The organism is Marinobacterium sp. xm-m-383 (genome assembly GCF_013283255.1).
In the GTDB taxonomy this organism is placed as follows: domain Bacteria; phylum Pseudomonadota; class Gammaproteobacteria; order Pseudomonadales; family Balneatricaceae; genus Marinobacterium_E.
The window spans coordinates 19,106-33,734 of record NZ_WBYT01000002.1 but is presented as its reverse complement, the minus strand read 5'-3'; the positions used below and the strand labels follow the sequence as shown (position 1 = coordinate 33,734).

Sequence of the window (14,629 nt, the reverse complement as noted above, 5' to 3'; positions counted from 1 at the left end):
TCGGAGCCCTTTTTATTGATTGGAGAAAGACTTCAGATGATCAGCAGCAGTAAAGATACGATCGTTGCAAAAGCAACCGCCACTGGCCAAGGGGGCGTCGGGATTGTTCGTCTTTCAGGGCCTAAGTCTGCTGAAATTTTAGAGGCATTTATCGGGTTTAAAGCCAAACCCCGTTACGCTCACTACACCCCTTTTCATGAAACTGATCAACAGATCGACGAAGGCATCGCCCTGCTTTTTCCTGGACCCAATAGCTTCACCGGTGAAGATGTTGCCGAACTTCAATGTCATGGTGGTCCCGTTGTCATCGATCTCATCATTCGCCGCGCCATTGAGCTAGGTGCTCGCATGGCTAGACCAGGTGAATTCTCAGAACGAGCATTTTTAAACGATAAGCTCGATCTCACTCAAGCTGAAGCCATTGCTGATCTGATTGAAAGCTCTTCAGAACAGGCAGCTCGCTGTGCGTTAAAATCACTGCAAGGCGCTTTTTCGCGTGAAGTTGATCAATTGGTCGATCAGCTAACCAACCTGCGCATCTATGTAGAAGCAGCCATCGACTTCCCTGATGAAGAGATCGACTTTTTAAGCGACGGCAAAGTGCGTGGTGATCTGGTCAACATTATTGAGCAACTCAATCAGGTTCAGAGCCAAGCGCAGCAAGGCAGTTTAATGAGAGAGGGTATGACTGTCGTGATTGCTGGCCGTCCTAATGCCGGAAAATCGAGTCTTCTCAATGCGCTATCGGGGCGTGATTCAGCAATTGTCACCGACATTGAGGGGACAACACGAGATGTCTTGAGAGAGCAGATACACATTGATGGCATGCCACTGCACATTATCGACACCGCTGGCTTACGTGATGCACCTGATCGAGTCGAACAGATCGGTATTGATCGCGCTTGGCAGGAGATCAAAACGGCTGATCGTATCTTAATGCTCGTGGATGCTAGCCACTCAGAGACAACGGATCCACAAACGCTGTGGCCTGAGATGGTCGAAAAACTCAACGGTGATCTGAGCCATGTCACCTTAGTTCGCAATAAAATCGACCTAACAGACGAAAGTACTAGTCTTGAACAACAGGGTGAAAACACACTGATTAGACTCTCAGCCAAAGATGAGCAAGGCATTGATCTGCTTCGGGAGCATCTAAAGTCCATTATGGGCTATCAAGGCAATGCTGAAGGCGCTTTTATGGCGCGTAGACGCCATATGGAGGCTCTAGAACAAGCACAGGAGCTATTAAACACCGGTCTTTGGCAGTTAGATACCCAAGGTGCTGGTGAACTTCTGGCGGAAGATCTGAGGCAGACACAGCAGGTGTTAGGTGAAATAACCGGTAAAGTTTCAGCGGATGACCTGCTTGGAAAGATTTTCGGCTCTTTCTGTATCGGTAAATAGTTTTCCACAATCCAAAAATAGAGTTACTCACAGATAAAAGGCGAATGCTGAGCATCTGTTGTGGATATATTCAATAGTTATCCAAAGAATAGCTCACAAAACGCGGTAATAATTCTTCGATTGTGGAAAAACTGTCAGCCTAACCCCGAGTAATTGGACGATTAAACTGTGAATAAAATAAATTGTGTATAACTAGCCTACTTATACACAACTCACACACAACAAATGTTCAAGCTATTCGCGCTTTATAAGCGGGTTATAATTTCTACAAACTACTGTTTTTATTGATTTTTAATCAGTTAATAACAGAAATCAGCCTACTTAAATAATATTAAAAATAATAAACTCTCTTTATATATTTATTTTATTTTTTATTTATCTACTCTCACTCTACAAACAGCAGGTTGGCTATTTTTTAACCATTTCTTCAATGGCAATCCCTAGGTATAATCCGCGCCATATTTCTGTCTAGGTTTGAAAAGGCAGCTAAGAGGTAGAGAGTGGATTATCCAGATCGTTATGACGTGTTGATTATTGGTGGCGGTCACGCTGGCACTGAAGCGGCATTAGCATCAGCACGTAAAGGGGCTAAAACCCTGCTATTGACTCACAATATTGAGACACTGGGTCAAATGTCATGTAACCCGGCCATCGGTGGTATTGGTAAGAGTCATCTTGTTAAAGAGATTGATGCACTGGATGGTGCGATGGCTCGTGCTACCGATAAGGGCGGTATTCAGTTTAGAACGCTTAATGCACGCAAAGGTCCCGCTGTGCGTGCCACACGTGCACAAGCGGATCGTATTCTTTACAAAGCAGCCATCCGCTCGATTCTTGAAAACCAACCTAACCTCGATATCTTTCAGCAGGCGGTCGATGATCTCATCGTAGAAAATGATGAAGTTCGCGGTGCTGTGACCCAAGCTGGCATTCGTTTCTTTGCAAACAGCGTTGTCTTAACAGCAGGTACCTTCCTTGGCGGTTTGATTCACATTGGTATGCAAAATTATCAGGGTGGTCGTGCCGGTGATCCGCCTTCATTACGACTCGCAGAGCGTTTACGTGAGTATCCTCTTCGCGTTGACCGTCTCAAAACGGGTACACCGCCACGAATTGACGCACGCAGTGTCGATTTCTCAGTGATGCAAGAACAACCTGGTGATACACCAACGCCTATCATGTCGTTTATGGGCCAGGCGAGTGACCAACCAGAACAGATCAGTTGTTACATCACGCATACCAATGAGCGGACACACGAGATTATTCGAAATAACCTTGATCGCTCGCCGATGTACTCTGGGATTATTGAAGGGATAGGACCGCGTTACTGCCCTTCCATTGAAGATAAGATTCACCGCTTTGCGGACAAAGACTCCCACCAGGTTTTCGTTGAGCCGGAAGGGTTAACCACGCACGAGCTCTACCCAAATGGTGTCTCAACCAGTTTGCCATTTGATGTGCAGCTTGAGGTCATCCGTTCAATGCGCGGTTTTGAAAACGCTCATATCACACGTCCGGGTTATGCCATCGAATACGATTATTTCAATCCTCAGGATTTGAAACACACACTTGAGACCAAAGTGATCTCTGGTCTCTACTTTGCCGGTCAAATCAATGGCACAACAGGCTACGAAGAGGCGGGCGCACAAGGGTTGTTGGCCGGTATGAATGCCGCTGCTCGTGCACTGGATCAGGATCAGTGGTATCCGCGTCGTGACGAAGCCTACATCGGTGTCTTGGTTGATGATTTGATTACGCATGGCACATCAGAGCCCTACCGTATGTTCACCTCCCGTGCTGAATACCGTTTGGTGTTGCGAGAAGATAATGCGGATATTCGTTTGACCGAGATCGGCCGCAAACTGGGTGTGGTTGGTGATGATCGCTGGACCGCCTTCTCGACTAAACGCGATCAGATTGATTGTGAAATGGCACGACTCTCATCGACTTGGATTCAACCAAAGTCAGCAGAAGCGGCTGCATTGGAACCCAAGCTGAGTTCACCCTTGGCACGTGAGTACAACCTTGCTGATCTGGTAAAACGTCCTGAACTTAGTTATGCCGATATCAAATCCATTAAACCTTCTGAGGTTGAGATTGAGGCGGCGGCTGAAGAGCAGATTGAGATCTCGATCAAGTACGCCGGTTATATTGATCGTCAGAAGCAAGAGATTGATCAGATGCGTCGTCAAGAGAATACCTCTTTGCCTGAGGACTTCGATTATGATGCCGTTGGTGGTCTCTCAAACGAATTAAAATCTAAGCTAGAGCATGTCCGCCCGGTGACTATTGCTCAGGCTTCAAGGATTCAGGGCATGACGCCAGCGGCTATCTCGCTGTTATTGGTTCATTTGAAGAAACTTCAGCTTCAAGCTAAGGCGGCCAGTTAATGGATTACAATCCAAAAAACGATTTAGAGTCAGGTCTAAGTCGGTTAAACCTGTCTGTATCTGAATTACAGGTTGAGCAGCTGTTGGCCTACTTAGCGTTGTTACAGAAATGGAACAAAACCTACAATCTGACGGCGATACGCGATCCAAAACAGATGCTGATAAAACATATTTTGGACAGTGTCGCGATTGCGCCCTACGTAGAAAAAACCGACCTTATCGACGTCGGTAGTGGTGCTGGGTTACCTGGAATTCCTATGGCCATTCTTAATCCTGATATGCCAGTTGTTACTCTGGACAGCAACGGTAAAAAAACTCGGTTTCAGCATCAGGTAAAAGTTGAGTTGAATCTATCGAATTTAGAGGTGGTTCATGGTCGGGTTGAGGCGTTTGCCGGTCGTACTTTCCAACAAGTTACCTCTAGGGCCTTTGCTTCTATCGAAGATATGGTAACGTTAAGCGCTGAGCTATTAGCCGATCAGGGTCTGTTTCTTGCGATGAAAGGCCGTTATCCTGATCAGGAGTTGGCAGATCTGCCAAATCAGTACCATTTAATCGAGAGTTACCCCCTTCAAGTGCCCGGTCTTGATGAAGAGCGACACCTGTTGAAAATTGGGAGAGTGTAAGTTGGCCAAGATTTTAACGGTCACCAATCAGAAAGGTGGGGTTGGTAAAACCACCACCAGCGTGAACTTAGCGGCATCACTGGCTGCTATGCACAAGCGCGTTCTGCTTATCGATCTAGATCCTCAGGGTAATGCGACCATGGGCTCTGGTGTTGATAAGCATGATCTTACACTCTCGGTCTATGAGCTATTAACCGATCAAGCGAGCGCCAAAGAGTCGATCATCACCAATTTAGAAGTAGGCTACGATGTTTTAGGGGCCAATGGCGACCTAACGGCGGCAGAAGTTGAACTTCTGCAGATGACACGTAGAGAGTTTCGTCTGAAGATGGCGCTCGATGCTGTGGCTGACCAATACGATTTCATTCTGATCGATAACCCACCTTCGCTGAGTTTGCTAACGGTGAATGCACTGGCTAGCTCTGACGGGGTTATTATCCCTATGCAGTGTGAATACTATGCTCTCGAAGGGATCAGTGCACTGGTGGGCACCATCGATAAGATCCATGAACGTCTAAACCCTCGACTGAAGATTGAGGGTATTTTACGCACCATGTTCGATCCACGCATGAGTTTGACCAAAGATGTCTCTGATCACCTCTTAGAGTACTTTGGTGATCAGGTTTACCGTACGGTTATTCCACGTAATGTCCGTTTAGCAGAGGCCCCCAGCCATGGTCTTCCGGCGATCATGTACGATAAAAATTCTCGAGGTGCGATTGCTTACCTAGCACTGGCGGGTGAACTGGTTCGTCGTACCGACAAAGAGCAAGCCCAAGCGGTTTCTTAAGGAGTTGAAATGAGCACAAAACGTCGTGGATTGGGTCGTGGTTTAGACGCCCTACTTTCCGGTTCTGCACCGACTGTCGCGAACGACCAATCGAGTGACTCTACGCAACTCACTGAACTGGCGGTTGAGCGCCTAAGTCGTGGTCGTTACCAACCCCGCCGTGATATGGAGCCTCAAGCGCTTGAAGAGCTAGCCGCTTCGATTAAAGCGCAAGGCATTATGCAGCCGATTGTGGTGCGTCCCATCGGTGGTGATAATTTTGAAATCATCGCGGGTGAGCGTCGCTGGCGTGCAGCCCAGATGGCTGGTTTGGAGCGTGTGCCTGTTGTCATTCGAGATGTTCCTGATGAAGCGGCCATTGCGATGGCACTCATCGAAAACATTCAACGTGAAAACCTAAACCCGATCGAAGAGGCCATAGCCTTGCAGCGCCTTCAGCAGGAGTTTGAACTGTCACAGCAAGAAGTGGCTGATGCCGTTGGTAAATCGCGTACCGCCGTTGCCAACCTTCTGCGTCTTCTTAACCTGACCGACGAAGTCAAACGTATGTTGGAGCATGGAGACCTTGAGATGGGTCATGCTCGTGCGTTACTGCCTCTCACAGAAGCGTTACAGATCGATGCCGGTCGAGAGGTTGTGGCTAAAGGCTTATCGGTTCGTCAAACTGAGTTGTTGGTGCGCACTTTGCAAAATCCAACGGAGCCTAAAGCGAAGCCAGAGCTTACCAGCAAGCATGAGCGTATCGTTGAAGATCTGACTCGACTGCTATCTACCAAAGTGACACTGAGCGAAAACGCAAAGGGTCAGGGTAAGATTGTGATCAGCTACAATGATGCTAAAGAACTCAAAGCGATCGTTAAACAACTTCGCGATTAACCCGAACAAGACCTTAGTCATAGTTAGACTACTCTGTGCTTGATGCTTATTCCCTTTTCACCTACAATTGCGCCCGCATTAGCTGGGATAAACGCACTACTTTTGGGCAAAGATGATGAATCCAAACCTCATTGGTAAGCGTTCTGATAGGGCGAAAGCTCGATATTTCACCGTTTTGAAATATCAGTCAGGCATCCTGTTAGTGCTAAGTGCAGTCGCTGTATTTATTGATTTTGTAGCAGCGTACTCAATGCTTATAGGTGGTTTAATCTACTTGATTCCTAACGCCTATTTCGCAAACAAGCACTTTAACAAGCAGACACAGAGGTCTGCACAAGGGACACTCGCAGAGTTGTATGCGAGTCAAATATGGAAAATGGCATTGATGGCCATCAGTTTTTCACTGGCGTTTGTGCTGGTAAAACCCATCAGTGTTTTTTCCTTATTTGCGATGTTGATTCTGCTTCAGGTCAGTAATCTGATCATGCAGTTCGGCGTTAAAACGGATTCTTAACCTTCGATAAAGAGAGAAACTGAGAATGGCATCTGGAACAGTTACCTCCTCAGAGTATATTGCTCACCACTTAACCAACCTTACCTTTGGTAACCACCCTGTTAACGGTCTTGGCTTTGCGCACAGTGCGCAAGAAGCTGCTGAGATGGGCTTCTGGGCGATCAACGTAGACACAATGTTCTGGTCGATTGCTCTTGGTCTAGCGTTCGTGTGGTTCTTCCGTAAGGTGGCTAAAAGTGCGACAAGTGATGTACCTGGCGGCGCTCAAAACTTTGTAGAAACCATCATCGAGTTCATCGATGACAACGTGAAGAGTATCTTCCACTACAAAAATGCACTCATCGCTCCATTGGCGTTGACCATCTTTGTATGGATCTTCCTAATGAACACCATGGACTTGGTTCCCGTTGACTGGATTCCATTCCTAGCAGCAGAGATGGGTATCAACTTCATGAAAGTGGTTCCAACGACTGACGTAAACGCGACCGCGGGTATGGCGTTGAGCGTCTTTGCACTTATTCTTTACTACAGCATCAAGCAGAAAGGTCTTGGCGGGTTCCTAGCAGAGCTTAGCTTCCAGCCTTTAGGCAAATGGTTGCTGCCATTCAACCTCTTCCTAGAAGTGGTTGGTCTACTGGCTAAGCCAGTATCATTGGCACTACGTCTTTTCGGTAACATGTACGCAGGTGAGATGATCTTCATCCTGATTGCACTGCTGCCGTTCTGGGCTCAATGGATCCTGTCGGTTCCATGGGCAATTTTCCACATTCTAGTTATTACGCTTCAGGCGTTTATCTTCATGGTCCTAACAATCGTCTACTTGGCGATGGCCCACGAAGATCACTAAGCGGAATAACAAGAGTTTACTAACTGTAATAACCTTAAATTAACTAAATCGGAGAAAAACGATGGAAATGGCATTGCTGTACATTGCTGGTGCACTGATGATGGGTCTAGGCGCTGTAGGCGCTGCGGTCGGTATCGGCGTTCTAGGTGGCAAATTCCTTGAAGGTGCTGCTCGTCAGCCAGAACTGATCCCACTACTACGTACTCAGTTCTTCATCGTAATGGGTCTTGTCGACGCTGTTCCTATGATCGGTGTTGGTCTTGGTCTATACGTACTGTTCGCTGTTGCTGGCTAACAAGTAGTTTTTTAACTAGATACCCCATGGGTTTCACTACTTTTAATCAGACAACCGCGAGGATAATGGCGTGAATATCAATCTCACCATCATTGGTCAGGCTATCGCGTTCTTCATCTTCGTCGTATTTTGTATGAAATACGTATGGCCACCACTAACAAGTGCACTGGCTGAACGTAAGAAGAAGATTGCAGATGGTCTTGATGCGGCAGAACGCGCTGAGCGCGATCTGAAGCTAGCTCAAGAGAAAGCGACAGATAATCTGCGCGAATCTAAAGAGCAAGCAGCTGCCATCATTGAACAGGCCAACAAGCGGGCTAACCAGATTGTTGACGAAGCTAAAGAGCAAGCGCGCGAAGAAGCTAATCGCGTTAAAGCTGCTGCTGAAGCGGAAATCGAACAAGAGATCAACCAAGCGAAGGAAGCTCTTCGTGCACAGGTTGCAGCACTAGCACTAGCTGGCGCTGAAAAAATTCTGGAAGCCTCTGTTGACGAGAAAGCACACGCACAGTTAGTTGAAAAACTAGCTGCGGAGCTTTAAGCGAGGTTTACGATGGCTGAACTCAATACAGTCGCTCGGCCCTACACAAAAGCTGCATTTGAATATGCAGCTAGCAAGGGCAGCCTCGATCAGTGGGCTAACATGCTGTCAATCGCTGCCTCTTGTGTAGCGGATGCGACAGTAGCCCAGGTGCTGGCAAACCCAGCCCTAACGTCTGAGCAGAAAGCTGGGACGCTGAATGGCCTTTTAGAAGGCGACATCGACCAAGCGGGCCAAAACTTTATGGCTCTATTGGCAGAAAATCAGCGCTTGGCTCTGTTGCCAGAGATCGCTGCACAGTTCAAAAAGCTGAAGTCAGCTCAGGAAGCTTCAATTGAAGTGGATCTGACAACTGCCTTCGATCTTGCTGATGAACAGCAGCAGAAATTGGCTAAGGCGCTTAGCACCAAGTTGGGTCGTGAAGTAGCAGTCACTGCACAGGTAGACAAGTCTATCCTAGGCGGTGTAATTGTTCGTACAGACGACCTTGTGATCGACGGTTCGGTTCGTGCTCGACTTGCGAAACTGGCCGAAGCGATGAATTCCTGAGAATGAGGAATAGAAATGCAGCAACTGAATCCATCTGAGATCAGCGAGATTCTCAAGAAGCGCATCGAGTCACTTGATGTGTCTTCAGAAGCCCGTAACGAGGGCACAATCGTTAGCGTATCCGATGGTATCATCCTGATCCACGGTCTAGCTGACGTAATGTACGGCGAAATGATCGAGTTCCCTGGTGGCGTCTACGGTATGGCGCTTAACCTTGAGCGTGACTCTGTCGGTGCCGTAGTTCTTGGTGATTACCAAGGTCTTAAAGAAGGCATGACGGCTAAATGTACTGGCCGTATCCTTGAAGTACCAGTAGGTCCTGAGCTACTTGGTCGCGTTGTAGACGCACTAGGTAACCCAATCGACGGTAAAGGTGCTATCGACGCAAAAATCACAGACGCAGTAGAGAAGGTAGCGCCAGGCGTTATCGCTCGTCAGTCTGTTGACCAGCCAGTTCAGACTGGTCTGAAAGCGATCGATGCAATGGTACCAATCGGCCGTGGTCAGCGTGAGTTGATCATCGGTGACCGTCAGATCGGTAAGTCGGCAATTGCGATCGACGCGATCATCAACCAGAAAGGTACTGGTATCAAATGTATCTACGTAGCAGTGGGCCAGAAACAGTCTACTATCGCTAACGTAGTACGTAAGCTTGAAGAGCACGGCGCAATGGATCACACGATCGTTGTAGCAGCAGGTGCAGCAGATCCTGCAGCAATGCAGTTCCTAGCTCCATACGCAGGCTGTGCAATGGGTGAGTACTTCCGTGACCGCGGTGAAGACGCACTGATTATCTACGATGACCTAACTAAACAAGCTTGGGCTTACCGTCAGATTTCACTTCTTCTTCGTCGTCCACCAGGTCGTGAAGCATACCCAGGTGACGTATTCTACCTACACTCACGCCTACTAGAGCGTGCAGCGCGTGTTAACGCTGACTACGTAGAAGAGTTCACTAAAGGTGAAGTTAAAGGACAAACAGGTTCATTGACTGCTCTACCTGTAATCGAGACTCAGGGTGGCGACGTTTCGGCGTTCGTACCAACCAACGTTATCTCGATCACAGACGGTCAGATCTTCCTTGAAACTGGTATGTTTAACTCAGGTATTCGTCCTGCGATCAACGCAGGTCTGTCAGTATCACGTGTAGGTGGTGCGGCTCAGACTAAAGTCATCAAGAAATTGGGTGGCGGTGTACGTCTAGCACTTGCACAGTACCGTGAATTGGCAGCGTTCTCGCAGTTTGCTTCAGACCTTGACGAAGCGACTCGTGCACAACTAGAGCACGGTCAGCGCGTTACAGAACTGATGAAGCAGAAGCAGTACTCTCCAATGTCTGTCGCTGAGATGGGCTTGAGCTTGTACGCTGCGAACGAAGGCTTCCTGAGCGACGTAGAATTGAACAAAATCGGTGCATTCGAAGCTGCATTGGTTGCATACTTCAACTCGGAGCATGCTGACCTGATGGCTAAAGTGAATGAATCAGGCGATTACAATGACGAAATCGCTGCTGGATTCAAAGCTGGCATCGAGAAGTTCAAATCTACCCAGACTTGGTAAGCGCTCGAGTTATGAGCAGAACGGCTGAACAGACTCTGTTCAGCCGATACTAAGTCAAGGAATAGAGGCGGATTTATGGCAGTCGGAAAAGAGATTAAGACGCAGATCGCGAGTATCGGTAGCACACGTAAGATTACCAGCGCCATGGAAATGGTTGCTGCATCTAAGATGCGCCGTGCCCAAGATCGCATGGAGTCTTCTCGTCCATACGCACGCAGTATCCGTGGTGTGATTCAGCACTTAGCGAAAGCTAACCCTGAATACAAACACCTTTACATGCAGAACAACGACCTGAAACGAGTAGGTTTCATTGTTGTCGGTTCTGATCGCGGACTCTGTGGTGGCCTGAACGTTAACTTGTTCAAGGCTGCTATTGGCAAAATGAAGGAGTTCAATTCACAGAATGTCGAGATCGATTTCTGTGCAATTGGTGGTAAAGCAGTTAGCTTCTTCCGTAACTACGGCGGTAACGTTAAGGCAGCAACAAGCGGCCTAGGCGATGCACCAGAGTTGGAAGCGCTAATCGGTTCAGTAAAAGTGATGCTTGATAGCTTCAACGAAGGCAAACTTGACCGTCTATACGTGGTATCGAACGAGTTCGTTAACACCATGACGCAAAAGCCGACTATTGAACAGCTTCTGCCCCTTCAGGCTGAAGAAGACGACGACACTCTCAACCACCACTGGGATTACATCTACGAGCCAGATGCTCGTGATCTACTAACAGGTCTTTTGACTCGTTACGTTGAATCAATGGTGTACCAAGCAGTTGTTGAGAATAACGCCTGTGAACAGGCAGCGCGTATGTTGGCAATGAAGAATGCAACCGACAACGCCGGCAACCTAATCGACGAGCTTCAGTTGATCTACAACAAAGCGCGTCAGGCAGCGATTACACAGGAAATTTCTGAAATCGTAAGTGGTGCTGCTGCTGTTTAAAGCAGTTAACAGGCTAATAAGTTAAGAGGATCCGAACATGAGTAGCGGACGTATTGTTCAGATTATCGGTGCAGTAGTTGACGTGGAATTCCCACGTGAAGATGTACCGAAGGTTTATGACGCACTAAACGTCACTAAAACCAACCTGACACTAGAAGTTCAGCAACAGCTGGGTGACGGTGTCGTACGTACTATCGCAATGGGTCAGACTGAAGGTGCAAGCCGTGGTCTGGACGTTGTAAACACTGGTGCTCCAGTATCTGTACCTGTAGGTACAGCGACCCTAGGTCGTATCATGGACGTACTAGGTAACCCAATCGATGAGTGTGGCCCGATCGGTGAAGAGGAGCGTTACCCAATTCACCGTAAAGCACCTTCTTACGCAGACCAAGCAGCGACTAACGAACTGCTTGAGACAGGCATCAAGGTAATCGACCTTGTTTGTCCTTTCGCTAAGGGTGGTAAGATCGGTCTGTTCGGTGGTGCCGGCGTAGGTAAAACCGTAAACATGATGGAGTTGATCAACAACATCGCAACTCAGCACTCTGGTCTATCTGTATTCGCAGGTGTAGGTGAGCGTACTCGTGAGGGTAACGACTTCTACCACGAAATGCAGGAAGCAGGCGTAGTAAACGTTGAGCAGTTCGACAAGTCGAAAGTAGCGATGGTTTACGGTCAGATGAACGAGCCACCAGGTAACCGTCTACGTGTAGCGTTGACTGGTCTTACAATGGCTGAGAAGTTCCGTGACGAAGGTCGTGACGTACTTCTATTCGTCGACAACATCTACCGTTACACACTTGCGGGTACAGAGGTATCAGCACTGCTAGGTCGTATGCCTTCAGCGGTAGGTTACCAGCCAACTCTTGCAGAAGAGATGGGTGTACTTCAGGAGCGTATCACGTCGACTAAGACTGGTTCGATCACTTCTATCCAGGCGGTATACGTACCAGCGGATGACTTGACTGACCCATCACCAGCGACAACCTTCTCGCACCTTGACGCAACAGTCGTACTGTCTCGTCAGATCGCAGAGCTAGGTATCTACCCAGCGGTAGACCCACTAGACTCTACTTCTCGTCAGCTTGATCCGCTAGTAATCGGTTCTGAGCACTACGAGACTGCACGTGAAGTGCAGGGTGTCCTACAGCGCTACAAAGAGCTTAAAGACATCATCGCGATCCTAGGTATGGACGAACTTTCTGAAGAAGATAAGCAGACGGTAGCACGCGCTCGTAAGATTCAGCGTTTCCTATCTCAGCCATTCTTCGTAGCAGAAGTCTTCACTGGTGCACCAGGTAAATATGTCTCTCTTAAAGACACTATCAGTGGCTTTAAAGGCATCCTGAACGGTGAATACGACTCTCTACCAGAGCAGGCGTTCTACATGGTTGGCGGCATCGACGAAGCAGTCGAAAAAGCCAAAGGCATGTAATCCCTTAAGCGGAACCTGAAGAGGTAATTGAAATGGCTATGACTGTTCATTGTGACATCGTAAGTGCTGAGGAAGAGATCTTCTCTGGCCTTATCGAATTCGTCTCTGTGAGAGGTAGCCTGGGTGAGCTGGGTATCTACCCAGGTCACACTCCGCTTTTGTCGGAAATCAAACCAGGCCCTGTCGAGCTTCGCAAGCAGGGCGGTGAAGAGGATATCTTCTACGTATCTGGTGGCTTCCTAGAGGTTCAACCACACAAGATTACTGTGTTGGCTGATACTGCACTTCGTGCGGGTGACCTTGATGAAGCAACCGCTGTAGAAGCACAGAAGCATGCTGAACAAGCAATGGCTGACAAGCAGGGTGAGTTCGAATACTCACGTGCTGCGACTCAGCTTGCTGAAGCAGCTGCACAGCTTCGTACCCTCGATGCAATTCGCCGCAAACTCGGCAAATAAGATCTACACGATCAAAAAAGGCAGCTTCGGCTGCCTTTTTTTGTGCTTTGAAAAAGCACCGTGTCTGACCTTTAGTCTGACACGACTCAGGAGTTACGCTACAGTCTCTGGTAGACGCTGACAAAGCCGATGACAGGCTGAAAGCCTGTCACGGTCACTCCGTAGCTGGTTTAGTACACAGTGACAGGCATTCAGCCTGTCATCTGCACTCATAAGCTACCTCTCATCTGAACTAAAACACATACGCTGGCGTACACAACGACACCTGCTTTATTTTTCAGAGGTTTAGATGTCACAAAAGCTAGCACACGCCGGCCTGTCAGAAGAGGCGATTTCGCGAGTCATTGAGATGGCTTGGGAAGATCGCACACCCTTTGAAGCGATTGAGGGGTTGTACAGCTTGTCAGAGCCACAAGTGATCAAGTTGATGCAGCGTGAGATGAAGCCCAGTTCGTTTCGTATGTGGCGTGAACGGGTCTCTGGTCGCAACACTAAACATCTTAAAAAGCGTCCAGAAGGGATTGATCGCGGCTACTGCTCTCGCCAGTACAAGATGGTTAGTAAGCCTAAACGTTAAAGCAGGCGCCAGAGTGTATCGAATATGATCTGCTGTGCTGCTGCTACTTCACTTGAATCGATAACCACCGCAGTTGGGTAGTTATCAGACGCTAAAGAGATGATGGCAATTTTTGGTGGATAGATCGCTATATAAGCGGCGTCTACTGGCCCCTCGGTTTTGATCCATTTACGTTCTGACAGATCAGCACTTTCACCCCCATCCCCAATCGCAATAACCCGTACCTTGATCTTTCGAGCAACACGCTGCGCCGTGAAGTTTGGGAAAGGGCGGTAGAGGTGCTTTCGAATCGGTTTTGATGAGAAGACAGAGTAGATCGGTTCAGGGTTTGAGCTAACACTGTTAAGGATATCTCTGAGTACCTGCTCAATCCCCTCGTCACCCTCATACCACTGAACATTGGCTGCGCTAAAATCAGGCGAGAGTTGATGCAGCTCGGGTATGACACGACGCTTTAACTCTTCAACAGCGAGATCTAAGCGTTTACGGCGTTCTTCAGCCAGTTCTACCAACACTTCAGGCTCACGTGCTGTGAAGATGCGGCGCTTACCTTTTGGCAGATAGCTGACCACACCTAACGCCTGCATCTGCTTCAGTGCTTCATAGGTTGTGCCGCGATTGACCCCTGCACGCTCAGCAATGGTACGAATCGAACTGGGGCCAAGCGCTAGCAGGGCCTTGTAGATTGAGACGTCACGGTCGCTAAGACCGATCTCTAAAAACAGCGAATTATCCATATTTGTCAATTTTTTTATGACATTTAACCTTGCAGCAGTGTGCGCTTAGGTTAAAGTATCGTCAAGTGGATAAATTTTGTTTTTGGAAACA

16 protein-coding genes are annotated in these 14,629 nt (G+C 48.1%); 15 read left to right on the top strand and 1 reads right to left on the bottom strand.

Annotated elements, in window-relative coordinates; genetic code table 11:
• Positions 1 to 36 precede the first annotated feature (36 nt).
• The 15 genes from mnmE (at position 37) to XMM383_RS03660 (ending at position 13,801) form a co-directional block, all read left to right on the top strand.
• On the top strand, positions 37 to 1,404 hold the full coding sequence (gene mnmE, locus XMM383_RS03730; protein WP_173494536.1) for a tRNA uridine-5-carboxymethylaminomethyl(34) synthesis GTPase MnmE: 1,368 nt from the start codon (positions 37 to 39) through the stop codon (positions 1,402 to 1,404).
• Positions 1,405 to 1,904: 500 nt separating this feature from the next.
• Positions 1,905 to 3,794: a tRNA uridine-5-carboxymethylaminomethyl(34) synthesis enzyme MnmG gene (gene mnmG / locus XMM383_RS03725; RefSeq protein ID WP_173482163.1), complete on the top strand. Its 1,890-nt coding sequence runs from the start codon at positions 1,905 to 1,907 to the stop codon at positions 3,792 to 3,794.
• Positions 3,794 to 4,420, top strand: coding sequence for a 16S rRNA (guanine(527)-N(7))-methyltransferase RsmG (gene rsmG / locus XMM383_RS03720; RefSeq protein ID WP_173482162.1), 627 nt, complete (start codon positions 3,794 to 3,796; stop codon positions 4,418 to 4,420). The genes mnmG and rsmG overlap by 1 nt, the downstream gene beginning before the upstream one ends.
• Position 4,421: 1 nt before the next feature.
• Positions 4,422 to 5,210, top strand: a complete 789-nt coding sequence (locus tag XMM383_RS03715) for a ParA family protein (RefSeq protein ID WP_173489252.1) — start codon at positions 4,422 to 4,424, stop codon at positions 5,208 to 5,210.
• A gap of 9 nt (positions 5,211 to 5,219) precedes the next feature.
• Complete coding sequence (locus XMM383_RS03710) at positions 5,220 to 6,086, top strand: ParB/RepB/Spo0J family partition protein (protein WP_173494535.1); 867 nt, start codon at positions 5,220 to 5,222, stop codon at positions 6,084 to 6,086.
• 112 nt (positions 6,087 to 6,198) lie between these two features.
• Complete coding sequence (locus XMM383_RS03705; protein WP_173484678.1) at positions 6,199 to 6,600, top strand: ATP synthase subunit I; 402 nt, start codon at positions 6,199 to 6,201, stop codon at positions 6,598 to 6,600.
• Positions 6,601 to 6,625: 25 nt separating this feature from the next.
• The gene (gene atpB / locus XMM383_RS03700) at positions 6,626 to 7,447 is read left to right on the top strand and encodes a F0F1 ATP synthase subunit A (protein ID WP_173494534.1); all 822 of its coding nucleotides are present in this window, start codon (positions 6,626 to 6,628) and stop codon (positions 7,445 to 7,447) included.
• 61 nt (positions 7,448 to 7,508) lie between these two features.
• On the top strand, positions 7,509 to 7,742 hold the full coding sequence (gene atpE, locus XMM383_RS03695) for a F0F1 ATP synthase subunit C (RefSeq protein ID WP_169451839.1): 234 nt from the start codon (positions 7,509 to 7,511) through the stop codon (positions 7,740 to 7,742).
• Between the two features lie 70 nt (positions 7,743 to 7,812).
• On the top strand, positions 7,813 to 8,283 hold the full coding sequence (locus tag XMM383_RS03690) for a F0F1 ATP synthase subunit B (protein ID WP_173482157.1): 471 nt from the start codon (positions 7,813 to 7,815) through the stop codon (positions 8,281 to 8,283).
• Positions 8,284 to 8,295: 12 nt separating this feature from the next.
• A complete protein-coding gene (locus XMM383_RS03685; protein ID WP_173482156.1) occupies positions 8,296 to 8,832 on the top strand; it encodes a F0F1 ATP synthase subunit delta in 537 nt (178 codons plus the stop codon).
• Positions 8,833 to 8,847: 15 nt separating this feature from the next.
• The gene (gene atpA, locus XMM383_RS03680; RefSeq protein WP_173482155.1) at positions 8,848 to 10,392 is read left to right on the top strand and encodes a F0F1 ATP synthase subunit alpha; all 1,545 of its coding nucleotides are present in this window, start codon (positions 8,848 to 8,850) and stop codon (positions 10,390 to 10,392) included.
• 75 nt (positions 10,393 to 10,467) lie between these two features.
• Positions 10,468 to 11,331 carry a F0F1 ATP synthase subunit gamma gene (gene atpG, locus XMM383_RS03675; RefSeq protein WP_173482154.1) on the top strand — a complete coding sequence of 288 codons (864 nt, stop codon included), beginning with the start codon at positions 10,468 to 10,470 and terminating at the stop codon, positions 11,329 to 11,331.
• Positions 11,332 to 11,368: 37 nt separating this feature from the next.
• A complete protein-coding gene (gene atpD / locus XMM383_RS03670) occupies positions 11,369 to 12,766 on the top strand; it encodes a F0F1 ATP synthase subunit beta (RefSeq protein WP_173482153.1) in 1,398 nt (465 codons plus the stop codon).
• A 32-nt stretch (positions 12,767 to 12,798) separates the two neighbouring features.
• A complete protein-coding gene (locus XMM383_RS03665) occupies positions 12,799 to 13,224 on the top strand; it encodes a F0F1 ATP synthase subunit epsilon (protein WP_173482152.1) in 426 nt (141 codons plus the stop codon).
• A gap of 289 nt (positions 13,225 to 13,513) precedes the next feature.
• Entirely contained in the window at positions 13,514 to 13,801 is a 288-nt protein-coding gene (locus tag XMM383_RS03660) for a TIGR03643 family protein (RefSeq protein WP_173482151.1), read from the top strand.
• Here the strand turns inward: XMM383_RS03660 and XMM383_RS03655 are convergent.
• The gene (locus XMM383_RS03655; protein WP_173483708.1) at positions 13,798 to 14,538 is read right to left on the bottom strand and encodes a TrmB family transcriptional regulator; all 741 of its coding nucleotides are present in this window, start codon (positions 14,536 to 14,538) and stop codon (positions 13,798 to 13,800) included. The two genes, XMM383_RS03660 and XMM383_RS03655, sit on opposite strands and share 4 nt — an antisense overlap.
• Positions 14,539 to 14,629: the final 91 nt, after the last annotated feature.

What these genes read in the sequence shown, in the direction of transcription:
- mnmE (WP_173494536.1), top strand. Translation starts at nt 37, where the DNA reads ATGATCAGCAGCAGTAAAGATACGATCGTTGCAAAAGCAACCGCCACT.
- rsmG (WP_173482162.1), top strand. Translation starts at nt 3,794, where the DNA reads ATGGATTACAATCCAAAAAACGATTTAGAGTCAGGTCTAAGTCGGTTA.
- XMM383_RS03710 (WP_173494535.1), top strand. Translation starts at nt 5,220, where the DNA reads ATGAGCACAAAACGTCGTGGATTGGGTCGTGGTTTAGACGCCCTACTT.
- XMM383_RS03705 (WP_173484678.1), top strand. Translation starts at nt 6,199, where the DNA reads ATGATGAATCCAAACCTCATTGGTAAGCGTTCTGATAGGGCGAAAGCT.
- atpB (WP_173494534.1), top strand. Translation starts at nt 6,626, where the DNA reads ATGGCATCTGGAACAGTTACCTCCTCAGAGTATATTGCTCACCACTTA.
- atpE (WP_169451839.1), top strand. Translation starts at nt 7,509, where the DNA reads ATGGAAATGGCATTGCTGTACATTGCTGGTGCACTGATGATGGGTCTA.
- XMM383_RS03685 (WP_173482156.1), top strand. Translation starts at nt 8,296, where the DNA reads ATGGCTGAACTCAATACAGTCGCTCGGCCCTACACAAAAGCTGCATTT.
- atpA (WP_173482155.1), top strand. Translation starts at nt 8,848, where the DNA reads ATGCAGCAACTGAATCCATCTGAGATCAGCGAGATTCTCAAGAAGCGC.
- atpG (WP_173482154.1), top strand. Translation starts at nt 10,468, where the DNA reads ATGGCAGTCGGAAAAGAGATTAAGACGCAGATCGCGAGTATCGGTAGC.
- atpD (WP_173482153.1), top strand. Translation starts at nt 11,369, where the DNA reads ATGAGTAGCGGACGTATTGTTCAGATTATCGGTGCAGTAGTTGACGTG.
- XMM383_RS03665 (WP_173482152.1), top strand. Translation starts at nt 12,799, where the DNA reads ATGGCTATGACTGTTCATTGTGACATCGTAAGTGCTGAGGAAGAGATC.
- XMM383_RS03660 (WP_173482151.1), top strand. Translation starts at nt 13,514, where the DNA reads ATGTCACAAAAGCTAGCACACGCCGGCCTGTCAGAAGAGGCGATTTCG.
- XMM383_RS03655 (WP_173483708.1), bottom strand. Translation starts at nt 14,538, where the DNA reads ATGGATAATTCGCTGTTTTTAGAGATCGGTCTTAGCGACCGTGACGTC.